This window comes from Sorangium sp. So ce204, from assembly GCF_051526795.1.
GTDB lineage: Bacteria > Myxococcota_A > Polyangia > Polyangiales > Polyangiaceae > Sorangium > Sorangium cellulosum_B.
The window spans coordinates 1,797,586-1,820,322 of the sequence record NZ_CP150317.1 but is presented as its reverse complement, the minus strand read 5'-3'; the positions used below and the strand labels follow the sequence as shown (position 1 = coordinate 1,820,322).

General features: G+C 71.1%; 16 protein-coding genes and 1 riboswitch. Of the genes, 9 read left to right on the top strand and 7 right to left on the bottom strand.

What is annotated here, in order from left to right:
* The first annotated feature begins 322 nt into the window (after positions 1-322).
* A riboswitch (SAM riboswitch) is annotated at positions 323-437 on the top strand.
* Between the two features lie 36 nt (positions 438-473).
* On the top strand, positions 474-1,928 hold the full coding sequence (locus tag WMF22_RS06795; protein WP_438035237.1) for an aminotransferase class V-fold PLP-dependent enzyme: 1,455 nt from the start codon (positions 474-476) through the stop codon (positions 1,926-1,928).
* 15 nt (positions 1,929-1,943) lie between these two features.
* Here the strand turns inward: WMF22_RS06795 and WMF22_RS06790 are convergent, their stop codons facing one another.
* Positions 1,944-2,969: a lipoyl protein ligase domain-containing protein gene (locus WMF22_RS06790; RefSeq protein ID WP_438035236.1), complete on the bottom strand. Its 1,026-nt coding sequence runs from the start codon at positions 2,967-2,969 to the stop codon at positions 1,944-1,946.
* A 120-nt stretch (positions 2,970-3,089) separates the two neighbouring features.
* Here WMF22_RS06790 and WMF22_RS06785 point away from each other — a divergent pair, with 120 nt between their 5' ends.
* Positions 3,090-4,919 carry a vWA domain-containing protein gene (locus WMF22_RS06785; RefSeq protein WP_437298285.1) on the top strand — a complete coding sequence of 610 codons (1,830 nt, stop codon included), beginning with the start codon at positions 3,090-3,092 and terminating at the stop codon, positions 4,917-4,919.
* A gap of 167 nt (positions 4,920-5,086) precedes the next feature.
* The gene (locus WMF22_RS06780) at positions 5,087-6,040 is read left to right on the top strand and encodes a serine/threonine-protein kinase (protein ID WP_437298284.1); all 954 of its coding nucleotides are present in this window, start codon (positions 5,087-5,089) and stop codon (positions 6,038-6,040) included.
* Positions 6,041-6,166: 126 nt separating this feature from the next.
* Here WMF22_RS06780 and WMF22_RS06775 read toward each other — a convergent pair whose 3' ends face one another.
* Positions 6,167-7,078, bottom strand: a complete 912-nt coding sequence (locus tag WMF22_RS06775; RefSeq protein WP_437298283.1) for a LysR family transcriptional regulator — start codon at positions 7,076-7,078, stop codon at positions 6,167-6,169.
* Between the two features lie 57 nt (positions 7,079-7,135).
* Between WMF22_RS06775 and WMF22_RS06770 the strand changes: the two genes are divergently transcribed.
* A complete protein-coding gene (locus WMF22_RS06770; protein WP_437298282.1) occupies positions 7,136-8,143 on the top strand; it encodes an aldo/keto reductase in 1,008 nt (335 codons plus the stop codon).
* Between the two features lie 217 nt (positions 8,144-8,360).
* Complete coding sequence (locus tag WMF22_RS06765; protein WP_438035235.1) at positions 8,361-9,023, top strand: glutathione S-transferase family protein; 663 nt, start codon at positions 8,361-8,363, stop codon at positions 9,021-9,023.
* 117 nt (positions 9,024-9,140) lie between these two features.
* On the opposite strand, the gene WMF22_RS06760 is transcribed toward WMF22_RS06765, so the two are convergent.
* From WMF22_RS06760 to WMF22_RS06750, 3 genes are all read right to left on the bottom strand, one after another.
* The gene (locus WMF22_RS06760; RefSeq protein WP_438035234.1) at positions 9,141-9,518 is read right to left on the bottom strand and encodes a response regulator; all 378 of its coding nucleotides are present in this window, start codon (positions 9,516-9,518) and stop codon (positions 9,141-9,143) included.
* Positions 9,502-11,517, bottom strand: a complete 2,016-nt coding sequence (locus tag WMF22_RS06755; RefSeq protein WP_437298279.1) for a sensor histidine kinase — start codon at positions 11,515-11,517, stop codon at positions 9,502-9,504. Before WMF22_RS06755 ends, WMF22_RS06760 begins: the two co-directional genes overlap by 17 nt.
* Positions 11,518-11,707: 190 nt before the next feature.
* Positions 11,708-13,201 carry a hypothetical protein gene (locus tag WMF22_RS06750; RefSeq protein ID WP_438035233.1) on the bottom strand — a complete coding sequence of 498 codons (1,494 nt, stop codon included), beginning with the start codon at positions 13,199-13,201 and terminating at the stop codon, positions 11,708-11,710.
* Between the two features lie 327 nt (positions 13,202-13,528).
* Here WMF22_RS06750 and WMF22_RS06745 point away from each other — a divergent pair, with 327 nt between their 5' ends.
* The 4 genes from WMF22_RS06745 (at position 13,529) to WMF22_RS06730 (ending at position 19,984) form a co-directional block, all read left to right on the top strand.
* A complete protein-coding gene (locus WMF22_RS06745) occupies positions 13,529-16,705 on the top strand; it encodes a hypothetical protein (protein WP_438035232.1) in 3,177 nt (1,058 codons plus the stop codon).
* A gap of 777 nt (positions 16,706-17,482) precedes the next feature.
* Entirely contained in the window at positions 17,483-17,956 is a 474-nt protein-coding gene (locus tag WMF22_RS06740; protein WP_438035231.1) for a hypothetical protein, read from the top strand.
* Positions 17,957-17,982: 26 nt separating this feature from the next.
* Positions 17,983-19,497: a hypothetical protein gene (locus tag WMF22_RS06735; protein WP_437298275.1), complete on the top strand. Its 1,515-nt coding sequence runs from the start codon at positions 17,983-17,985 to the stop codon at positions 19,495-19,497.
* A 1-nt stretch (position 19,498) separates the two neighbouring features.
* Positions 19,499-19,984 (top strand): hypothetical protein, encoded by a 486-nt coding sequence (locus tag WMF22_RS06730; RefSeq protein ID WP_437298274.1) that lies wholly within the window; start codon positions 19,499-19,501, stop codon positions 19,982-19,984.
* Between the two features lie 10 nt (positions 19,985-19,994).
* On the opposite strand, the gene WMF22_RS06725 is transcribed toward WMF22_RS06730, so the two are convergent.
* Both WMF22_RS06725 and WMF22_RS06720 read right to left on the bottom strand, forming a co-directional pair.
* Positions 19,995-21,062 (bottom strand): hypothetical protein, encoded by a 1,068-nt coding sequence (locus WMF22_RS06725; RefSeq protein WP_437298273.1) that lies wholly within the window; start codon positions 21,060-21,062, stop codon positions 19,995-19,997.
* A gap of 265 nt (positions 21,063-21,327) precedes the next feature.
* Positions 21,328-22,719: a multicopper oxidase family protein gene (locus WMF22_RS06720; RefSeq protein ID WP_438035230.1), complete on the bottom strand. Its 1,392-nt coding sequence runs from the start codon at positions 22,717-22,719 to the stop codon at positions 21,328-21,330.
* Positions 22,720-22,737: the final 18 nt, after the last annotated feature.

Sequence of the window (22,737 nt, the reverse complement as noted above, 5' to 3'; positions counted from 1 at the left end):
CCGCCGTGGCCCACGGGAGCGAGCCTCTCGTCCGGTCTGCAGGCGCTGCAGGAGGCGCAAAGGAGGAAGAGAGCGAGAAGGAGTCCGGGTGTCTTCATGGGTTCTCTCGGGGTGCGCTGGAGGACGGACGGCTCACGGTCGCACCCCGCCTCGTGCGGCAGAGTCGGCCGTGAGGGCGCTGTCCAGGAGCCGCGATGTGCGGCGTCGCGTTGCCCCGGAGATCCACAATGCAACCACCGTACCGGCGTGCGCAGCCGAGCGGGCGGCTGTGAGGTCGAGCCGGTCCTTGCCACGAGGCGACCAACGCGGTAATGGTTCGGCAGGTCATGAGCGCCAGCGCGTAGCCCCGGCTCGCTGGCCGACAACCCTCCGATCCGCGGTGGGGTGTCCCGGGTGACGACCTGGCCGGCCGCATGTGCGGCGGGCAAGCGCGGACTCTGGTCGCCCGGAGTCCCCTGGACTCGTGAGGTGGTATGTCGATCGCTTCCATCGTGGACTGGCGCCCTGACGCGGGCGCGCCGGCGGCGCCTGCCCTCGGCGCGCTCCCTTTGCCCGTCGTCGGGGCGGACCTCTCCGTGCCGCTCGTGACTGGCGAGCGGGTGGGCTACGTGAACCTCGATTACGCGGCGAGCGCCCCGTGCCTGCGCTCGGTGCTCGACGCGGTCGCGGCGGTGTTGCCCTGGTACAGCAGCGTGCACCGCGGGGCGGGGTTCGCGTCCACCGTGACGACGGAGCTCTATGCCGCCGCTCGCCAGGAGGTGGCGGACTTCGTGGGAGCGCGCGACGAGGACACGGTGGTGTTCACCAGGAACACCACCGACGCGCTCAACCTGCTCGCCGCGGCGCTGCCCGAGGACACGACGGTGGTGATGTTCGCCTCGGAGCACCACGCGAACCAGCTGCCGTGGCGGCGCGGTCGGTCCGTCGTCCTGCCGGTGCCCGCGAGCGCGGACGAGGCGATCGCGCGGGCCGACGGCGCGCTGCGCGGCGTGCTCTCACGCCATCGGCTGCTCGCCGTGACGGGGGCGAGCAACGTCACGGGCGAGCTGTGGCCGCTCCCGGAGCTCGCCGCGGTCGCCCATCGCCACGGCGCGCGGCTCGCCGTGGACGCGGCCCAGCTCGCGCCGCACCGCGCGATCGCGCTCGCCGGGATCGGGGCTGATTATGTGGCGCTGTCCGGTCACAAGCTCTACGCCCCCTTCGGCGGCGGGGTGCTCGTCGGCCGCGGCGACTGGCTCGACGCCGCGCGCCCCTACCTCGCCGGCGGCGGCGCCGTCCGGCGCGTCACGCACGACGGTGTGGAATGGGCGAGCGGCGCGCCCCGCCACGAGGCCGGCACGCCCAACGTGGTCGGCGCTGTGTCGCTTGCGGCGGCGTGCCGCGCGCTCTCCGAGGTGGGCATGTCCGCCGTGGCGGCGCACGAGGCGAGCCTGCTCGACCGCGTGACGCGCGGCCTGTGCGCCGTGCCCGGGGTCGAGCGCCTCGCGATGTGGGGCCCGGAGAGCCCGCGGATCGGCGTCGTGACGTTCAATGTGCGGGGCCTCCATCCCGGCGCGGTCGCCGCGGCCCTGAGCGCCGAGCACGGCATCGGCGTGCGGGACGGGTCGTTCTGCGCGCACCCGCTCATGACGGCGCTCGCCGGGGATCGCGCGCCGGAGGCGAGCGGAAGCGCGGCGGTGCCCCTCGCGGTGCGGGCGAGCTTCGGCGTCGGCACCAGCGCCGCGGACATCGACAGGTTCCTCCTCGCGATCGCCGATCTCGTCGCCCGGGGTCCCCGCTGGCGTTATCGCCTCGACGGAGGGCGGCATGTCCCCGACCCGGATCCTCGCCCGCGCCCTGCGCTGGCGGGCCTCCTCGCCGGGGGCGCGGCCGGCGGGGCGCTCGGGCCCCTGGCGAGCCAGCTCGCGCCGTGCCAGGCGCTCCTCTGAGGCCTCCGAGGCGGATCAGCCCCCGGGCGCGCGGCCCAGGGCGAGCGCGCGCCGCGCGAGCGCGCGCAGGTCGGCGAGGGTCGCCCCCTCCAGCGGCGAGGCCTCGGCGTCGACGTCCTCGCCGCGCGCCGGCGCATCCCCCCGGCCGAGCGCGTCGAGGAGCCAGCGCGCCGTGAGGACGTCGCCGCCGAGCCACGCGCGCGCCGGCGAAACGAGCGGAACATGCGGGACGTTGGCGAGCGCCGCGGCCTCGATCCAGCCGATGGGCACGCGCGCCAGCGCCGCGGCGGAGGCGCCCGGCGGCACCGGGTCGTCGGGCGCGGTCACGGGCTGGAAGCGCTCGGCCGCGAGCTCGGGCGCCTCGCCGCCGTCGATCAGCGGGAGCGCGGCGCGGAGGGCGACCCCCTCGACGACGGCGCGCGCGAGCGCCTCGAGCGAGAGGCGCGCCGGGAGGACGTCGGAGAGCGCGGCCGGGGCCTTGCCCAGCCAGCGGTCGATGACGCGCTCGTCCGGCGCCGCGAGCTCCGGGGGGATCGCGGGCGGCGCGTCGAGGCCCGCGAAGACCTCGATGAGGAGCGCGCCGTCCGGCGTGGCGTCGAGGCCGAGCAGCGCGGCGGGGCGGTGCTGCAGCGAGATCCACTCGCGCCCGAAGTAATGCGCGGGCGCGCCGGCGCGGGAGAAGCCCTTGAGAAAGCCGCGCACGTTGCGGTTGAGGAGCGTCCGGGCCGTGGCGTCGGGCGCGAGCGAGGCGGCGTGCGGCAGCGCGAGGGTCCACACGACGCCGCGCCCGCCGAGGAACGCGGCGGTGCCCGTCGTGGCGCGCCGCAGGACCTTCGCGCCGCGCGCGGCGCAGGCCGAGAGGTCGACCACGCGCGCCGCGCGCTGGGCCGCGCCCAGCACCACGGCGGGGCCCTCGACGAGGCTGGCGGCGAGCCAGGGCGCCGCCTCTGCCGTGCGGGCGCGCGCGAGCAGCGCGGGGCCGAGCGCGAGCGCGTCCTCGAGAGGGCGATGAACCGGCGGGAGCGAGTGCATGACGGGCATCGAGGGAGTCTCCTTGGCGTGAAGCTCGGCGCGCGGCGATGCGGCGATGCGGCGATCTGCCGGCCTGCGGAAGCCATCGACCCGTTGACGGCAGCCCGGGGCGGGGTGTGCCATGGTGCCATGTTCAACGCCCGCCCCGATCGACCATGGCTCCCCGCCGAGCCCTCGGAGCGACTGCTCCGGGTGGAGATCACGGTACCCCGGCCCGAGGGGAGCCAGGCCCGCAAGCCTGTCCACCTCTCGCTGGTGATTGACCGCTCCGGCTCCATGTCCGGCAAGAAGCTCCGGCTCGCGCTGGAAGCTGCTCGCCAGGCCATCCGCACCCTCCAGCCCGGCGACCGCTTCAGCGTGGTCACCTTCGACCACCAGGTCGAGGTGCCCATCCCCTCCACCGAGGCCACGCCCGGGGCGCGGCTCCGCGCCGAGGCCGCGCTCGACACGGTGACCGCGCGAGGCAACACCGACCTGGGCGGCGGCTGGCTCCGCGGCTGCGCCGAGGTGGGCGCGCACCTGCCCGAGGATGCCATCGGCCGCGTCCTCCTGCTCACCGACGGCCAGGCCAACCACGGGATCACCTCACCCGACGAGCTGACTTCCCGCGCCCGCTCCGAGCGGCTGCGCCGGGTGACCACAAGCACCCTTGGCCTGGGTGAGGGCTTCAACGAGTTCCTCCTGGGCCGCCTCTCCGAGGAGGGCGGCGGCAACTTCTACTTCGCCGCGCGCGCCGACGAGCTCCCCGGCTTCGTCGGCCGGGAGATCGGCGAGGTGCTCTCCGTGGTCGCCCGCGACGCCGCGCTCGTGATCCGCGCGCCCGAGGGCGTCGAGGTGGAGTCGCTCAATGACTACCCTTGCACCCGCGACGGCGGGACTTGTTCCTTCTCGCTCGGCTCGCTCCCGGGCGGGATGGTGCTGGCCCCGATGTTCCGGCTGCGCTTCCCCGCCGGCGCGATCGCCGAGACGCTCGTGGTCGACGTCGCGCTCGCGGACCGGGACGGCGCGCTGTCGAAGGAGCCCTGGACGCTGTCATGGCCTCGGGTCGCGGAGGAGCAGGCGCGCGCCCAGCCGGCGGATCCGGAGGTGCTCCGGGCCGCGGCTGCGCTCGACGCCGCCCGCGCTCGCCGGGTGGCCCTGGGGCTCAACGACGGTCGCCAGTGGCAGGAAGCCGCGTCCACGCTGGCCGACGCGGCCAGCCGGCTACGAAGCTATGCCGGCGGGGATCCCGAGATCCAGGCCGAGGCGGACCGGCTCGACGCCGAGCGGGACGCCTATTCCAGGCCGATGTCCTCCCTGAGCAAGAAGGGCCATTATTACGACGCGATGATGGCCATGAAGATGGGCGGCCGCGTCCGGCCCGGCCCTCGGGTCCTCGGCGTCCCCACGGCTGCCCGGCTGGCCCCGCTGCTCCGGACGGCATCCCAGGCGCTCGGCGGTGTGAAGGGCGCGCCGGCCTTCGACGTGGACGAGTCGCTCGAGGGGTCCCCGATCCCTGCCGATCCGCTCTCGCAGCGCGACGAGGACGAGCTGGTCGCCGACGCGGACTCGCTGGACCCCGGCGCCCTCAAGGTGGTCTTCGTGGAGCAGCCCCTGCCGGACCGCTGGTTCTCGCACTGGCATCCGGGACACCGGACGGCGGTGATCTCGCTGGCCGGCCTGGATCAGCTCATCTCCTTGCCAGCCGCGTCCTTCGTGGCCTACGAGCTGCTCCTCTACGGGCTGCACGCCCTCTCCGCCGATTATGAGCCCGCGAAGCTGTTGCACGCCGAGACCCTCGCCTGCCTCTTCGACCTCTGCCAGCAGAAGGCCGACGTGGCTATCAAGCTCCAGGCCGGTCACATCTGCGCCGGGTGCCTCGGAAAGCTCTCCACCGTCGGCCTGGATCGCGACCTCGTGACCCAGCTATGGCGAGCGGTCCAGGCGCTCGCTCAGCCGGGGACGTCCACGGGGCGCTGACCTCCAGCACCTGCTCGTCCTGTCCGCCGCAAGACGGTCGCCCCGCGGTCGCCAGGGTGAGCGCAGTCCTCGCCCCGAGGAACGCGGCCGGGGCCCTGCAAGAGGGGCGCGGACGAGCCCCTGCGGGACGAGGCCCGGCGGGCAGCCGCCGGTGGTAGCATCTCCCCATGGCGACCGAAGAGGAGCTGGCGGAGCAGCGCGTCGGCACGTGGATCGGCCCCTGGGCGGTGGAGAGCGTCCTCGGGGTCGGCGGCATGGCGAGCGTCTTCTTTTGCCGCCGGGCTGACGGGTGCGTGGCGGCGCTCAAGGTCCTGCACGCCGAGCTCGCCGAGATCGAGGCGGTGCGAAAGCGGTTCTTGCGCGAGGGGCCGATCGGGAGCGCGCTGGCCGCCGTGGCGCCGCTCTGCGACGGGCTCCCCCAGGTGCTGGAGTCCGGGGCCACGGACGACGGCCTTGTCTACATGGCCATGGAGGTGCTCGAGGGAGAGACCGTGTTCGACCGCATGGCGCGGCACGGGACGCTCCCTGTCGGCCAGGTGCTCGCGCTCGGCGAGCGGGTCCTCGACGTGCTGATCGTGGCGCACGAGCACGGCGTCGTTCACCGCGATCTCAAGCCCGAGAACCTCCACATCGGCAACGACGGGCGCGTGCGGGTGCTCGATTTCGGCCTCGCGCGCGTCCTCGACCCGCTGCTCGAGGACGTCGCCGGGGTGCCGGAGATGACGAAGACCGCGACGGGCGTGTCGATCGGCACCGACGATTACATGGCGCCCGAGCAGGCCCTGGGCCTCATCCGCGAGATCGACGGCCGGACGGACCTCTTCGGCCTGGGAGCGACGATGTTCCGGCTGCTCGCGGGCCGCACGATCCACGGCAACCTCGAGGACGCGCGCCTGCTCATCGCGGTCGCCACGGAGAAGGCGCCGCCCCTCGCGATGCACGCCCCCACGGCGCCGCCCGGCCTGTGCGCCGTGGTCGACCGCGCCCTCGCCTTCCTCAAGCAGGAGCGTTATCCCGACGCGAGGACGATGCGCGCCGATCTCGCCGCCGTGCGCGCCGGCCGCGAGCCGCCTTATGCGACGGCCGCGGCGCGGCAGCCGCGCGGGGCGACGGGCGCGTAGGGACCAGGGGCAGACAGCGCTCCAGGTGGAGCCAGAAGGCGGGAAGGCCGGAAGAACGATCGATGATCGTCGTGCCTCGATGGAACTCTCTCCGGGCCGATGAGCGCTGACGGGCCGGCAGGCAGGTCATCTCTTGCTCAGCGGCCGCGCGATCTGGACGATCTTCTCCCGCGCGAACTTGCACGCCTCGTCGTCGTCCGTGGCGGCGGGCCACAGCAGCTCCATGTACCCGGGCTGGACCTCGAACGGCAGGGGCTTGGTCCGGAGGTGCGGCCTGACGGCGCGGATGTCGTCGGCGACGATCTCGGGCACGGTCGCCAGCATCGCTGTGCCGTCGATCAGCGCGCCCAGGTTGGAGAAGGTCGCGACGGAGCACCGGATCCTCCGCGTCTTGCCGAGCAGGTCCTCCACGAAGCCGCGCAGGTCCCCGTTGTACGAGACGATGACGTGATCGTGCGCGAAGTACTCGGCCTCGGTCAGCTTGCGCAGGCGCGCGTGGCGCGGGTCGTACAGGCAGGTGAAGCCGGTCCTCAAGAGCCGCTGCCGGCGGACGTTCGAAGGTAGATCGTCGGCGACCGTGATCGCCGCGTCGACGCCGCCCGCGAGCGCCGCGCCCACGGTGCGGAACTGAACGGGCACGGCGACGACGCGCATGCGCGGCGCCTCGCGCTCGAGCGCGCGCAAGAGCGGCGGGAGCAGCCACACCTCGGCCGTATCGGAGAGCCCGAGGCGGAGGGTGCGCTCGCACGTCTTCGGGTCGAAGGTCGGCGGCGCCAGCGCGGCGTCGATCAGGGCGCCGAGGTGCGGCTTCAGCGACGCGCGCAGCCGTTCGCCCCGGCTCGTCAGCGCGACCCCGCGCCCGCTCCGTACGAAGAGCGGCGCGCCGATCGTCGCGGTCAGGCGCCGGAGCGCGGCGCTCACCGCCGGCTGCGTCAGGTACAGCCGGCTCGCCGCCTCCGTGACGCTGCCCGCCTCGGCGACGACGGCGAAGACGCGGAGCAGGTTCAGGTCGAGGTTTATTCCATAAACGTCAGGCATGTCGAGAATAGAACCTATTCATTGGAGCAATGAAACGCGAGCGCCTAGAGTGACGGCATGACGACGACGAACACCACCAAGCTCGGCAAGACTGGCCCCTCCATCTTCCCCCTCGCCCTCGGCTGCATGAGCATGGGCGGGGGCAGCTGGTACGGCGAGAGCGACGAGGCGGAGAGCATCGCGACCATCCACGCGGCGCTCGATCGGGGCGTGAACCTCCTCGACACCGGCGACTTCTACGGCATGGGCAAGAACGAGATGCTCATCGGCCGGGCCATCAAGGACCGGCGCGACAAGGCCGTGCTCAGCGTGAAGTACGGCGGCCTGCGCGCGCCCGACGGCACCTTCCTCGGCTTCGACGCTCGTCCGATCGCGACGAAGAGCTTCCTCGCCCATAGCCTGTCGCGCCTCGGCGTCGACTACATCGACGTCTACCGGCCCGCGCGCCTGGACCCGGCGGTCCCGATCGAGGAAACGATCGGCGCCATCGCCGACATGGTGAAGGCGGGTTATGTCCGCCACATCGCCCTCTCCGAGGTGGGCGCGGAGACGATCCGCCGCGCCGCGAAGGTGCACCCGATCGTGGACCTCCAGATCGAGTACGCGCTCGTGAGCCGCGGCCCCGAGGCGACGATCTTCCCCGCGCTCGCCGAGCTCGGCGTCGCGGTCACCGCGTACGGCGTGCTCTCGCGCGGCCTGCTGGCCGGCAGCAAGCCGGCCGGCGCGGGCGACCTGCGGGCCCACATGCCGCGCTTCTCGGGCGAGAACGCTCGAAAGAACCAGGCGCTCGTCGACGCCTTCGTTCGCCTCGCGGAGAGGCGCGGCGTCACCCCCGTGCAGCTCGCCGTCGCCTGGGTCCGCGCCAAGGGCGCCGCGCAGGGCGTCACGGTGATCCCGACGATGGGCGCGCGCACGCGGAAGCAGCTCGACGATGCCCTCGCCGGCCTCGAGATCGCGCTGGCGCCCTCCGACCTCGCCGAGCTCGAGGCCGCCGTCCCCGCGGAGGCGATCGCCGGCACCCGCTACCCCGCGCCCATGATGGCGATGCTCGACAGCGAGAGGTGACCTCAGGGCGGCCTCATCGTCGATGCATGGATGAATCGATCGGGTTGAGCGGAGAGGAAGAAGGAAGGATTCACAGGGAGGCGGGGAGGCGGGGAGGCGGGGAGGCGAGAGTTGGGGATTCTAGTTCTCTCCCCTCCCCGTCTCCCGCTGTACGCTCTTGCTCTGCTTCACGTGCTGTGATTTCCTGTGGCTGAGCCACGCACGAGAAACGAGATCCATGAAGCTGTACTTCAGCCGAAACTTGAATCCACGGGTCGCCGTCGCCGTGGCGCGCCACCTCGATGCACCCGTGGACTACGTCCACGCGGCTCCTCTCGACCCGTCACAGCAGGAGAAGTTTCGAGCGCTGAATCCGAACCTGCGCGTGCCCATCCTGGTCGAGGGGGACGAGTCGCTCTGGGAAACGGACGCGATCGCGTGCCGCCTTTCGCAGCTCACGGGCTCGGACTTCTGGCGCACGGGCGCCGCGCAACCGGAGATGATCCGCTGGTTGAGCTGGGGCACGCACAACTTCGTCGCCGCGTGCGACAAGGTCCATTTCGAGCGGGTGACGAAGCAGCGCTACGGGCTCGGTCCCATCCGCGACGACCTCGTGGTGGAGGGGCTCTCGGGGTTCGCCGAGGCGGCGACGCTGCTCGAACAGGTCCTGAGCGGCAGGGACTGGCTCGTCGGGAGCGCGGTCTCGTATGCGGACTTTCGGATGGCATCGGTGCTTCCGTTCGCGGATCTCGCCGGCCTGCCGCTCTCGGACTACCCGCGCGTCGCGGCCTGGCACGCGCGCCTGTGGCAGCTCGACGCCTGGCGCGATCCGTTCGCGGGGCTCGATGCCCCCGAGCTCCCGCAGGTTTCGCGCTTCGATGCCACCGGTCGGCGAGGGTGAACGGGTCAGCCGTAGGCGACCCGCCATGGCCATGGGCGCGACCCCCGCCGCTCTCGCCGGGGTCGACGCCGTCGCTGGAGGATGTCTCGAGCGCCGAACGAGCTCCCCGACGCGAGCTCATCGTGTCTGCGCGACCACGGCGAGAAGGGCGTCGAGATCGATCGGCTTCTTGAGCAGCGCGCACACGTCCAGGGTGGCTGCCTTGGCTTCCAGAGCGTCGACGCCCGACAGGATCGCCACCGGGATGTCCGCCAGCGCGGGCTCCCGTCGCTTGAGCGCGAGGAACTCCCAGCCGTTGATCTCCGGCATCATGAGGTCGAGCAGGATGATGCCCGGCCGGAGGCCGCGGCGGAGCAGATCCAGCGCCACCGCGCCATTTTCCGCGCAGACGACCTCGTAGCCGCATGCCTGCAAGAGCTCCTCCACGACGGCGCGAAAACCGCTGTCGTCGTCGACGATCAAGACACCGTCGTGATGATCATCCCGCGGGCTCATCGGGACCTCCGGCCGGCGGAGACACCTCGGTCGGCAGAGCGTCGCGCCGCCGGCGCAGGGGCAGCTCCACGATGAAGGCAGCCCCCGCGCCGAGCTCGCTCTCGACCCGGATCGAGCCACCATGGCCGTCCACGATCTGGCGGCTGATGTACAGCCCCAGGCCGAGGCCGCCGTAGTGCTGCGCCGAGACGCCTCGCTCGAAGCGTTCGAAGATGTACGGCGCGCAGCTCGCATCGATCCCGATGCCGCGATCGGCGACGACCAGCCTGGCCACCTCGCCCTCGGCCGCGACGCTGATCTCGATCGGCTCGCCCCTCCCGTACTTGATGGCGTTCAACACCAGGTTCGTCACCACCTGCTCCAGACGGGCCCTGTCCCACGTGCCCACCACGGGAGCGTCTGCCCGCCAGCGCACTGTACTTCCTGCCTGCTTCAGCTCCACGTCGAAGTGCTCCACGACCTCTTCCGAAAGCGCCCGGAGATCGACGTCTCCCAGCCTCAGATCGAGCTTGCCTGCCTGGATCCGGGCCACGTCGAGCAGATCTTCGATGAGCCTGACGAGCCGCTGGCACTGCCGCTCGGCCATCCTGGCCAGCTTCGTCGCGCCGGCGGGGAGCGTCGTCGCCTCGCGCATCAAGCCTTGCACGGCGAGCTTCAGGCCCGCGATGGGGGTGTAGAGCTCATGGGAGGCGATCGACAGGAAGTCGTCGCGCATCCGCACCGCGGCTTCGGCGGCGGTCCGAGCCCTCTGCTCGTGCTCCAGGACCAGGGCGCGCTCCGCCTCGATCTTCTTCCGCTCCGTGATGTCCGTGGAGATGCCGCCCACCGCGTACGGGACACCGGCGGCGTCGCGCAGAGGGAACTTGATGGTGAGGTAGGTGTGCACGCCGTCGTCCTCGGGCATCACCTCCTCGTCTTTCAGCGCCGTCCCGGCGAGGAGCGCCCGCCGGTCGAAAGCGCGGAGCGCCGCGGCGTGCTCCCGGGAGAACACGTCATCGTCGCTCTTGCCCACGATGGCCTCGCGCGCGACGCCGAACAGCTCCTCGAAGCGGCGGTTGACGAGGAGGTAGCGCCCCTCGATGTCCTTGACGGCGACGATGGCCGTCGAGCTGTCGATGATGGCGCGCAGGAGCTCCTGGCTCGTGCGCAGCGCCTCCTCCGCGCACCTGCACTCCTCCGCGACCTTCCGCAGCGCCGCCTCCGTCCGCTCGTGGTCGGCGATCTTCTGCCTGAGCTGGGCGTTGACGTGGCGCAGGTCCGCGGTGCGCTCGGCGACCTGCTGCTCCAGCCGCTCTTTTGCCCGGGCCTCTTCTGCCAGGCGAGCATCGAGGGCGAAGATGGATTTCAAGTCCATCTCGATCACGTCGCGGCACTGCTCCATGAGCGCCTGATAGGCCTTGCTGTAATGGTTCGCGCGGTCATCCAGCACGCAGATGGTTCCGAAGATATCCCCCGTGGGCCAGGAGATCGGGAAACCGAGATAGGATATCAACCCGAGCTCGATGTCCGGATTCGACCTCCACTGCTCGTCTTTCAGGGCGTCCGGGATCAGCAGCGGCGTTCGGCTCTTCATCACGCTCTCGCAGTAGAGCCCGGTGCCGAGGCGCGCTCGTTCGTTGGCCGCGAAGGGGTTCCCCTTCGACTCGCTGGAGACGCAGACGACGATCTCCGGCGGCTCGATTCTCATGATCAGAGCGGCCGGGACGCGCAGGATCTCCGCGAGGAGATCGGTCATCTCCTGCCACTTGCGAGCGATGTCCGTCGGGATGTCGATAGCGACCGTGCTCGGCTGGGCTCTTCGGCCGCTCCCCGGCGGAGGGCTCTTCGTCCCGAGATCGCCCGTACGTTGCTCCGGCGGGCAGCCCGAGGCGGCCTTGCGCGGCCCGAGGCCCGCGCGCTCAGCGGGCTCCGAGCGCGCGGGCTCGCCCGGCCCCAGGCGACGGGCATGGTCGACAACGAGCGCGCCTGGCTCCGTGTGATCGTCGGGTCCTGTACGCATGCTCCCCCACGATGATGAATCGTGCGAAGGACCATCGGGTTGTCAAGCAATCCACGATCACGTTGACCGCCCCCCAGCGATCCAGCAGGCAACGTGCGCGCCCCGGACCTGGTGACGTCGCGCCGGCCGGCCCGTCGCCGCTCGGGCGAGCGCGGCCCGACGTGGAGCTCCCGTCGTGCCGCGCCTCCGCTCAGGCGGAAGGCACGACGGTGATCTCTCCGGTCGTGTACAGCGCGGAGGTATCCCAGGCGAGCCCGGGGGCGAGCGGCAGGGCGATGTGCACGTCAGCGAAGGCCCCTGTCAGCTCTCCGCTCCAGCCGAGCAGGGCGACGGTGTCCCCGGCCTGGAACGGCGCCGTGTCGCCTGCCGGGACCACCTCCAGCACGCCATCGAGGCTCACGTCCCCGTCCACGACCAGGAGCGGCGCGGCGCCCGGGCCCGCGACGGTGGCGCTCAGCGTGGCGCTCGGGCCCTGGCTGTAATCGCCGGCCACGTCCGTCGAGGCGTAGACCTCTCCCACGGACAGCGCGCCGGCCTGCGTATTGGCGAGATCGCCGACGAAGCTGCCAGTGCTCAGGCGGCCTCCGGCGAAGTCGAAGTCGCGCGCCTGGATCTCGATCGCGCCCGCGGCGAGCACCCCGCGCGTGAGGCGCACGATGGGCTCCGGGCCAGGCGCTGCGCCTTCGACCAGCGGCGTGATCCGGAGGAGGCCGCCGATGCTGACCTCGCCTCGCCCGTCGACGAGGAGCGACGGGGAAATCGAGAAGGTCGCGTAGATCGTCACATCGCCGCTGTTGCGCCATGACGCGTAGGGCTCGTTCACCCGGACGAACCCGTGGCCGTACGTGGAGCGGATCTCCGTGTCTTCCGTCACGAGGGTTCCATAAGCGCCGACCGTGAGCTCGCCATGGCCGGCGGCCCCGACGCGCAGCAGCCCCTCGTTGGTCCAGGTGGCGTCCCAGCCCCTCACGATCGCCGAGCTCGCGAAGTAGCTGGGCTCGCCGGGATAGGTCTCGATCTGCGCGTTCGCGGTGAAGACCTGGGCCCCCTGCTCGATGCGCAGCCTCGCGCCGCCGTTCGCGCCCACGACGAACTCGCCCGTGTTGACCCACCTCGTCGCGGAGCCCGTGACGGTCACGTCGCCCTGGCAGATCGGGCACGTCGCGATGAATACGTTGTTCGAGAAGAAGCTCCCTCCCTGCTTGATCTCGAGGACGCTGAGCTCCTCCGAGCGGCCGATGTACGCGTTCGTGTGGCTCGTCAGGGAGGCGTCGTACCCCTCGACGAGCACGTATCCCATGGCCGCGTAGCCGCGCACGCCGAGCACGAGGTCGTCGGTGGTCACCTGGGCGCCCCGCCGCACGAGGAGCGAGCCGGACGCCCCGGCGCGAAGCCCGAGCGCGAGCTGCCCATCATTGATCCATCGCGAGCCGTATCCGATGACCTGGACCCTGCCGCTGGAGTAGGCGACCGCCGCCACCGAGGCGCCGGCGCTGATCAACGTCCCCTGGTGGCTGACGATCACCTCTCCCATCGGCTCCTCCGCGTCGAGCGCGCTGCCGACCACCAGCGCATTCGCCCCGAGATCCCACGGGTCGCCCGGGTCAGCGACAGCGGGCGTCACATTCCCCGAGACGGACACGCTGGCATAGGCCGGCCCGGCCGCGCCCATCGAAGCTGCCACGAGCAATACCGAGAAAGCGGTTCGAGCTTGTTGGTTCATGTGCCGTGCCGCCGCATGAAAAATTCGCGCTTCACTGGACTACTCCTCGCCACCAACGCGCCCGCGAAACGGAAATTTCGTTAATCATGTTACACATTTACGCATCAGACACGTCATTGCCCGTCCTGATCCGCTTGCAGGGGATCAGGTCATCGTTTTCGAGGTGCGAAGGCAGGTTTTGAGGTGAAAGAGTACACAGGATCATTCAAAAGAAAATCGTCCAGTGGCTCCTCGCTTATTTGGAGGCCTGATGAATATGCGGCTCATGTCGAGCAACGAAGCGTTGCCATGGCCGAACACATTGCGCGTCGTGGTTGGAGCCTCAAGGGTTGCCGGCGGGCAGCATCCGCACTGACCATCACGGCCCTGGTTGGCCTCACCGCGTGCGAGCCCATCGCGCGCGGCGGAGGTAACGGCGGCGCAGGAGGCACAGGCGGCAGCGGCGGCACTCCGGGGGCGAGCAGCAGCAGCGCCACAGAGGGTGCCGGCGGATCGAACGACGGCGGCGCGCCTGGCACCGGCGGCGCATCTGGCACTGGCGGAGAAGGCGGCGCGCCTTGCACCGGCGGCGATGGCGGCGCGCCTGGCACCGGCGGCGGCAGCAGCTCGACCGGTGGTGGCGGCGGCTCGCCGGGCACATGTGTGCCGGGCTCGGTCGTCGCCTGCTACACAGGTCCTGCTGGGACGAAGGGCGTCGGGCGCTGCGCTTCCGGGACGCAGACCTGCCGCCCCGACGGCTTCGGCTACGGCGCGTGCGCAGGCGAGGTGACACCCGATCGAGAGCGCTGCGCCACGCCGGCGGACGAGAGCTGCGACGGCGAGCCCCGCTGCGCTCAGCCGCCGGCCTGGGCGCTGGGCTTCGGCGGCCCTGGCGTCGACGAGGGCTTCTCCGTCGCGAGCGACGCATCGGGCAACACCTACGTCTCGGGCACCTTCCGAGGAACCGTCGACTTCGGCACCGGCCCCGTGACCAGCGCCGGAGAGGGGGACATCCTCTTTATCAAGCTCGATCCCTCGGGCGCGGTGCTCTGGAGCAAGCGCATCGGGACCGAGCTGAACGAGCGGGGGGGCGCCGTGACCGTCGACGAGAACGGAAACGTCTTCCTCACCGGCGTGTACATGGACTCGTACGGGATGCCGAGCATCGATCTGGGCGGGTGTCCCCTCCCCCTCCAAGACATCGCCCCGTTGGTATCCTTCTTCGTGGCCCAATTCGATCCCGACGGCAATCACATCTGGAGCAATGGTCCCTACGCTGCTCCAGCGGTGCACTCCGTCGAGCAGATCGCCGTCGATGCTCACGGCGATATGTATGTCGTGTACCTCCAGTGGGAGCAGGCCCAGCTCATCAAGATCGACGCCGCGAGCAAGGCCACCCTCTGGTGGGAGACGTTGCCAGGATACTATGCTCGCGGCGCGGGGCTCGCGCTCGACAGCGCCGGCAACGTCGTGGCGGTGGTGACCCACGGCTTGAGCTTCGAGGGCATTCCAACCAGGTTCGTGGTCTCCAAATACTCTCCGACCGGCGATCCCCTCTGGGTGCAAAATTTCATATCCAGCGACCCTGTGTTTGGCGGCGGCGTGACGGCGCACGCCGTGGCGATCGATGCGGCGGACGAGATCCTCGTGACGGGCACGACGGATGGATCCATCGACTTCGGCAGCGGGCCCCTCCCCGCCGGCTCCGTCCTCCTCAAGCTGGATGCCGCGGGCGAACCCCTCTTCAGCCGCTCGGTCCGCTTCGGCGACAGGATCGCGCTGGATCCCGCGGGCGACATCGTCATCGCCGGACGCGGCCTCGCGAAGCTCGACGCGAGCGGGACGGAGCTCTGGTCGATCGACTTCGACGCAGATGCGCGGGATATCTCCTTGTCCCCGAACGGCGCGATCGCCGTCACCGGTCTCGCGGGTGGCCCCGTGGACTTCGGGACCAGCCCGATTCCCTATGTAGGGTCCAACGACGCCTACGTCGTCGTCTTCAACCCGCCGGCGAGCGGCGGCGACGATGACGGCGGCGGCGGCGGAGCAGCATCGAGCGGTGACGGCGGCGGCTCGACCGGCGGCGACGCGCCGGCGACGTGCGCGCCGGGCTCGGTCGTCGCATGTTACACCGGCCCCGCCGGGACCCGGGGCGTCGGGCGCTGCGCTCCTGGAACGCAGACATGCCTCCCCGATGGTGCCGGGTATGGGCCCTGCATCGGCGAGGTGACGCCCGCCGCAGAGGTCTGCGTGACACCGGAGGACGAGAGCTGCGACGGCGAGCCCCACTGCCCTCCGCAGCCACCATGGTCGCGGGGATATGGCGGCGCCGGCGCCGACGTGGGCTGGTCCATCGGGAGCGACGCCGCAGGCAACACCTACGTCATCGGCACCTTCGAAGGTACCGTCGACTTCGGCGCCGGCCCGCTGACCAGCGCAGGCGAGACGGACGTGTTCCTCCTCAAGCTCGATCCCGCCGGCGCGTTGCTCTGGAGCAAGCGCTTCGGCAGCGACCTGGCGGAGACCGGCCGCGCCCTCGCCGTCGATGGAAGCGGCAATGTGTTGCTAGCCGGCAACTACAGGCAAGGGATGTCGGCCGTGAGCTTCGGCGGCTGCGCGCTCCAGGCGTCGGGCTGGGAAGAGGCGATCTTCGTCGCCAAGCTCGACCCCGAGGGGAATCACATCTGGAGCCAGAGAGCCGTCGCGTCGGACTGGTTCGGTTACAAGCTCTTCGGGCGGCTCGCCGTCGACGCCCTCGGGAGTGCCTATGTGGCGTTTGCCCCGCTCTTGGCCCCGTCGACCCCCTCCCTGGCGAAGCTGGATCCCGCAGGAAACATCCTCTGGACTCAACCGCTCGCGACGGCGATCCCGTCCCACAACGACGACCAGCACCAGAGCGACGACGTTCTTCTCGCGGTCGACAGCGCTGGCGATGTCATCACGACGAGCGCGTCCATCTCCGGTCAGCCGTCCTGCCCCTGCCCTCACGGGTTCACCGTCCAGAAGCGCACCCCGGCCGGCGGCGTGGTCTGGAGCCGCCAGTTCGGTCCCTCGGATCCCTCCGAGGCGGAGCTCGGAGCGTCGGCCCTCGCGCTGGCGATCACCGCCGAAGACGAGATCCTCCTGACGGCCTACACCGACGGGACCGTCGACGTCGGCGGCGGCGTGCTCCCCGAGGGCCCGGTGCTCGTCAAGCTGGACGCCGCGGGCGAGCATGTCTTCAGCCGCTCGATCCCGTTCGGCAATGCGATCGCCCTGGATGGCTCCGGCGGCATCGTCATCGCCGGCGACGGGCTCTCCAGACTCGACGCGGCCGGGACGGCGCTCTGGACGAGCAGCTTCGACGCGCACGCGAACGACATCGCCGTCTCTCCGAACGGCACGATCGCCATCACCGGCGCTGCCGAGGGACCGACGGACTTCGGGACCGGGCCGATCCCCCACGCGGCCGGCGCCGATGTCTTCGTCGCCACGATGAGCCCCTGAGCGCCCCGGCGGCGGCGCCGGCGCGTCCGCCGCGCCCCGTCACCTCGACGGGCGTCGCGTCACGTCATGCGCCCGAGATCGAGGCGGCGACGACCAGGCGGCCCAACTGTAGCGCAATCGCTCACACCGGCGCGCAGGCGGAGCCGCCTGACGCCTGTAAGACGCCACGCAGCTCCGCGGCGCGCAGCGCGAGTTCGGGTCGCCCTGCGCCGAGCTGCCCTCCCAGGTGCGCAGATTGCGTCTTCCACTGGCCGCAGATCCCTGTAGGATTATTCCTGTGCGGACAGTTCGGGGGCATGGCCGCAGTGGACGGGCACGCTGGGATTGGAGCAGACCAGCTACGACGGCGGCAGCCGGGCTGCCCTCCGGTGGGCCCGACAACAGAGAGGTTCGCTCCTCTTGCAAACCCTGCGTTCGAAGGTTGTGTAACGAACCCAACAACGAGGAATGAGCGTGATGTCTGCGAGACTGCTGCATGGACCTCCCCCCTCGGCGTCACGCCGATGGGGGCGAGTCTTTCTGATGGCCAATACCGTTGCTTTTTCGTTCCTTGGTTGCGTTTACGACAGCGAAAAGCCCTGTGGACCTGGCCAGACCCTCAGGGCCGAGTCGGAGTACTTTGAGGTCTGCGTCTGCGCCGAGGGTCATGCTGCGACGGCGGCGGGCTGCGTGCGCTGTGGCGAGAACGAAGAGGTCGGGCCGAGCGGCTGCCTCTGCAAAGCCGGATATGGCCGCGCTGACGCCGCGGCGTCCTGCTCGGCGTGTGGCGAGAACGAGGTGACCGGAGCCACAGGGGCGTGCGAATGCGCGCCCGGGTTCAGCAGGGCGTCCGCCGAGGCGCCATGCACCGCGACCCCGGCCGGCCTGGCTGCGGCGTGCGACACCGCGACGACCCCTTGCCCCGAAGCCGCGTACAGCTACTGTCACGCCGCCTCGGGGACCAGCGGCTACTGCACCAGCCAGGGATGCGAGGGCCCCGCCGACTGCGCCGTTGGATACATGTGCGACCTCACGGTCGCCCCATCCTACTGTCGCCGACCGCCGATCGGCGCGGGGAAGCCCTGCGCCGGCGACGCGGATTGCGCGGGGACCGAGGCCACGTACTGCAATGTCCAGCTGACGCAGAAGTGTCAGGTTCAAGGCTGCACGCTCTCGCCGAACAATTGCTTCACCGGCACCGTGTGCTGCGACCTTACCGCCTATGGAGTCGAGCAATACCAGTGCGTCGCGGAAGGGAGCTGCCCCAATTGAAGACGCGATCCATTGAGCTCCGCGGCGTGCCCGTTCACCTTGCCTTCGCCGTCTCCTCCGCGCTGTTGCTCGGGTCGTCGTACGCGGCGGCACAAGCAGCTCCGACGCCTGCGGAGGCCACGGGTCCGGCGGCCCCCTCCGGACAGGCTCCGGCACCGGACGGCTCGGGCGCCGTCCAACCTCCGGAGCCAGCGCCTCCGGCTCAACCTGCCGCGAGCGCAGAGCCGGGCGCAGCAAACACACCTTCGCCGGCGGCCAGCGCGGCTTCGAGCGCCGCGGCGCCTCGACCCCAGGCAGGGGCTACCGGCCCGGTCGACGCGGGCGCTGCGCCGGGAGCCGGCGGAGAATCGCTCGCTCAAGCGCTGGCCGGCGAGGAAGTCGCCGAGGAGCTCACCTCCGAAGAGACCAAGCTCAGCGTCTACGGCTTCGCTGATTTCACCTTCGCCACGCTGCTCAGCGACGAGAAGACCTCCGGGGCCTTGACCGGAGTGGGCCCGAACCCGACGTTCTACGTCGGCAACCTCAACGTCTACCTCGACTCGAACCTGGGCAAGAAGTTCCGCTCCTTGATCGAGCTCCGCTTCACTTACCTGCCGGACGGGGCGATCGTGACCGACCCGGCGACGTTCCAGAGCGCCCGTATCAGCGCTGCCTTTCCAGACTACACCGACTTCAATCGGCCGAAGAAGGTGGGCGGGGTGGTCATCGAGCGCGCGTGGCTCGAATACGCCGCCCATCCGCTCTTCAACGTCCGGCTCGGACAGTGGCTTACCCCGTACGGGATCTGGAACGTGGACCACGGGACACCCGTCATCCTGAGCGTCACGCGACCCTATATCGTCGGCTCCGAGTGGCTGCCCCAGCGACAAACCGGCATCGAGGCGCATGGAAGTCATGGCATCGGTGACACGCAGATAGGGTACCACCTTACGCTGTCCAATGGCCGTGGCCCGGTCGACAGCTACATGGACCTGGACAACAACAAGGCGGTCGGCTGGCGCCTCTGGCTACGGCAAGACACTCCGTTCGGCAACGTCGCCGTCGGCACATCGGGCTACAAGGGCCGCTACACCGACGCCGCGCAGGTCACGACGCTGGAGGACGGCGCGTTCGCTACCAGCTTCCCGGTCACCGCGAGGTACGACGAGCTCGGCCTGGCCGCAGATCTCAAGTACACCTGGGGCGGCTTCCTGTTCCAGTCCGAGTACATCATGCATGATGTACGCTACGACGACGACCACCGGCCTGCCGGCCTTACGCCAGGGACATGGACCCCTGACAACCGTGGCTGGGGCTTCTACTTTCAGACGGGTTATCGATTGCCCTGGTACGGCATCATGCCCTGGTTCGGCTTCGAATACGACCGCACGGGCAAATCCAGCTTCGTGTACGAGGCGTGCGATATCGTCGGGGGCTTGAACATACGCCCCACGGAGAACGTCGTGCTGAAGGTCGTGGGCGTGCATGTATGGATGCCCTACCTGAAAGAGAAGAGCATCGATTTGGATCAGTTCATCACGCAGGCCGCGTGGAGTTTCTAGCATGATCGCTCGAAGAACCCTCTTGACGTCGTGCGCGTTGGTGTTCGCGGCGGTGGTCACGGCAGCGCCGGAGGAGACGTACGGCGCGGGAGACCTGGGACCTCTGGCGATCGTCGTCTCGAAGAGCTTCCCCGCGGAGGGGATCTCGTTCGGAGATCTGAAGCGCGCGTACATGGGCAGCCAGGTCATGGTGAACGGGAAGCTGCTGGTGCCCGTCACCTATCCCAGGGCCGCTCCGGAGCGCATCGCCTTCGACGAGGCGGTCCTCGGCATGTCACCCGAGGAGGTGGGTCTCTACTGGATCGATCGCAAGATTCGTGGCCAATCCGGTCCGCCGAAGAGCGTGCCGAACGCGGCTACGGTCGTCTGGATCGTGGGCAGGGTGGACGGGGCGATCGGGTTCGTTCGCGCGTCCGCGGCGGGGAATGACGTCAAGGTGCTTCGCGTCGACGGCAAGCTGCCGCGCGATCCGGGGTATCGTCTCTAGCGCGGAGATTTCATCCCGCCTCGCCGGCACCGCTCTCGGCCTCGCCGATGCGCCCCGCCTCCTCGGGCGGCTCTTCCCACGGCCGCGTGATCTGCGCGGGCCGCACCAGCGGCACCCACGGCCTCGGCCCCGCCGCCGCCATGCGCCCCTCCTCGGCCGCGATCTCCATCAGGCTCTCGCGGCTGATGCTCACCAGCTCGAGGCGCACCGCCTCCGGCATCGATCCCACCCGCGCCGGCTCCGGCATCTCCACCCCGACCGCCGCCACGGCCCCCTCCCCCGGCGACGCCGCGCCGGCCCGGATCTCGGGCGCCGACGGCCACGCCCCGCCGAGCTCTCGCCCGATGGCGTCGAGGCTCTCGCGCCCGAGCGTCGCCTCGCCGATGCGGATGTCCGGCAGCGACCCGGCCGGCCGCGCCGGCGCCCCGGGCGACGCCGGCGCCTCGCGCAGCGCCACCGGGCGCGCCAGCGACCGCGGCGGCCCCCCGTTGGCGAGGAGGGCCAGCCCCGCGACCGCGCTCCGCTTGCGGGCCGGCGGCGACGGCGGCGGCGGGCGCCTCGAGGCCGGGGCCGGCGCCTCGCACACGACCGCGGCCCCGCAGATGGCCGGCGGCACCTCGCGCACCTCACCGACCGGCCGGCGCGCCGAGGCAGGCACCGCCTCCCCCCGCGGCCGCGACCGGGTGCGCCGCGGCGCGCCCCGGACCGGCTGCGGCGCCGCCGGGGTCCCCTCGTCGATGGCACGCAGGCCGCGCTCGATCGCAGACGCCACGTCCCGCCGGTCCGCCCACGTGGGCATCACCACGCAGAGGATCGCCTCGGCGGCCACGCCGAAGTACACGTCGACGGGCGCCGCGCCCCCGTACGGCACCAGATCCTCGCGCCGCAGCTCGACGCACCCGAGCCGCCCTCGCTCCCCGAGGCTCTGCGCCGCCTCGACGATCTGGCCGCGGCCCTCCCTGGGCATGTCGCGCGGCACGCGCTTGGTGATGACCCGCCCCCGCCGGGTGATCACGAACGCGAAGTCCGCCCCCGCAGCCACGTAGGTTCGGTCCGAGATCGCATCGAGATCTACCACGCTCCCATCCTACCCGATCCAGGGCGTCCCCGTCTCGGGATCATGCCTTTCCGCGCCTCGCATCGCCCTCCCCTCGCATCCCCCTCCCGCCGCGGCGGAGGTGATGGGTTGTGCGAGATACCGACAGAGCCCCTGTTTTTCTACAGCGCTGTTATCAACCCAGCCGCGCGCCGCTCGCCCCCCGCGTCCCGCTCCGCGCGCTTCGCCGCCTTCCCCCGCCGCCGCGTCTCGCCGCGTCTCGCCGCGCTCACCGCGCTCGGCGCGCTCACCGTACGACTTGCAGCATCCCCATCATGCCCGCGTCGGCGTGATCGAGGATGTGGCAGTGGAACATCCACATGCCAGGCCGGTTGTCGTAACGCACCGCGAAGCGCGCCGCGCCGTCGACAGGCACGTTCACCGTGTCCTTCCACGCGAGCGGCCTCACCGGCTGGCCATCGGCGCCGAGCACCTGGAAGAAGAAGCCGTGCAGGTGGAACGGGTGATCGAACTCCATCGTGTTCTCGACGGTCCACACCGCGGTCTCGCCCACCGCCGCCACGAGCGGCTCCGCCTCCCAGGAGGGCACGCCGTTGATGCCCATCACGAGGTCGCCCGGGCCCTCCTCCCGCGTCAGCTGCAGATCGACGCGCCTCGCCGCCGCCGTGTCGAGCGCCTCGATGCCCCGCGCGATCGCGGGGAGCGGTTCGTCCTCGGCCAGGGGCTCGTCCGCGAGGCGCAGCCGGAACGCCTCGACCTCGGGCCTCCCGAAGGTCGTGCCGTAGCCGCGATCGTAGGGCACCCAGCGCACCGAGAGCGTCGCGCCCGGCGCCCCGCGCGGCGTCACGAGCACGTCGGCGCGCTCTCCGGGGGTGAGCAGGATCCTGTCCTCCTCGACCGGGTGCTCCAGGAGCCCGCCGTCGCCGCCGATGCGGGTGAAGCGGTGATCCGTGATCAGGAGCTGGTAATAGCGGGACTTGGCTGCGTTGACGATGCGCCACCGCTGCCTGAGCCCGGCGCGCGCCCCGATCACCGGGTTGACGCGCCCGTTGACGAGCAGGAGGTCGCCCTCGCGCCCGAACAGCGTGCCGAGGTTGCCGCCCGCCTCCGGGTCCTCGAGCAAGCCGCCCTCGCGCACGCTGATGTCGCTGAGCACGAGCACGAGCTCGTCGCCGAGCGCCGCGGGCTCGTCCGGATCCTCGACCAGCAGCGGGCCGTAGAGGCCGTTGCCCGCCTGCACCGCGGAGTCGACGTGCGGGTGGTACCAGTAGAGCCCCGCGTCCGGCACCACGAAGTCGTACGTGAAGCCTCCGCCCGGCGGCGTCTCGGGCTGGCTGTGCCCGGGCGCGCCATCCATCGCCGCCTGCAAACGCACGCCGTGCCAGTGGACCGTCGTGGGCGCCGGCAGCTCGTTGCGGAAGTGCACGATCACGCGATCTCCCACCCGGGCGCGCAGCAGCGGGCCGGGGAGCCCGCCGTTGTAGGTCCACGTCGGCGTCTTCGTGCCGGCCACGATCTCCACGTCCTCGACACGCGCCGTCAGATCGACCTCGAGCACCCCCGGCCTCGCGTCGAGATCGCGCGCCGGTCGCAGCGCCACCGCGCCGTCCCACCCCTCGGGCTGCGACGGACGCTCGCCCGCACACCCGATCGCGGCGACAGCAAGCCAGAAGCTCACGAAAGGACCAGCAGAACG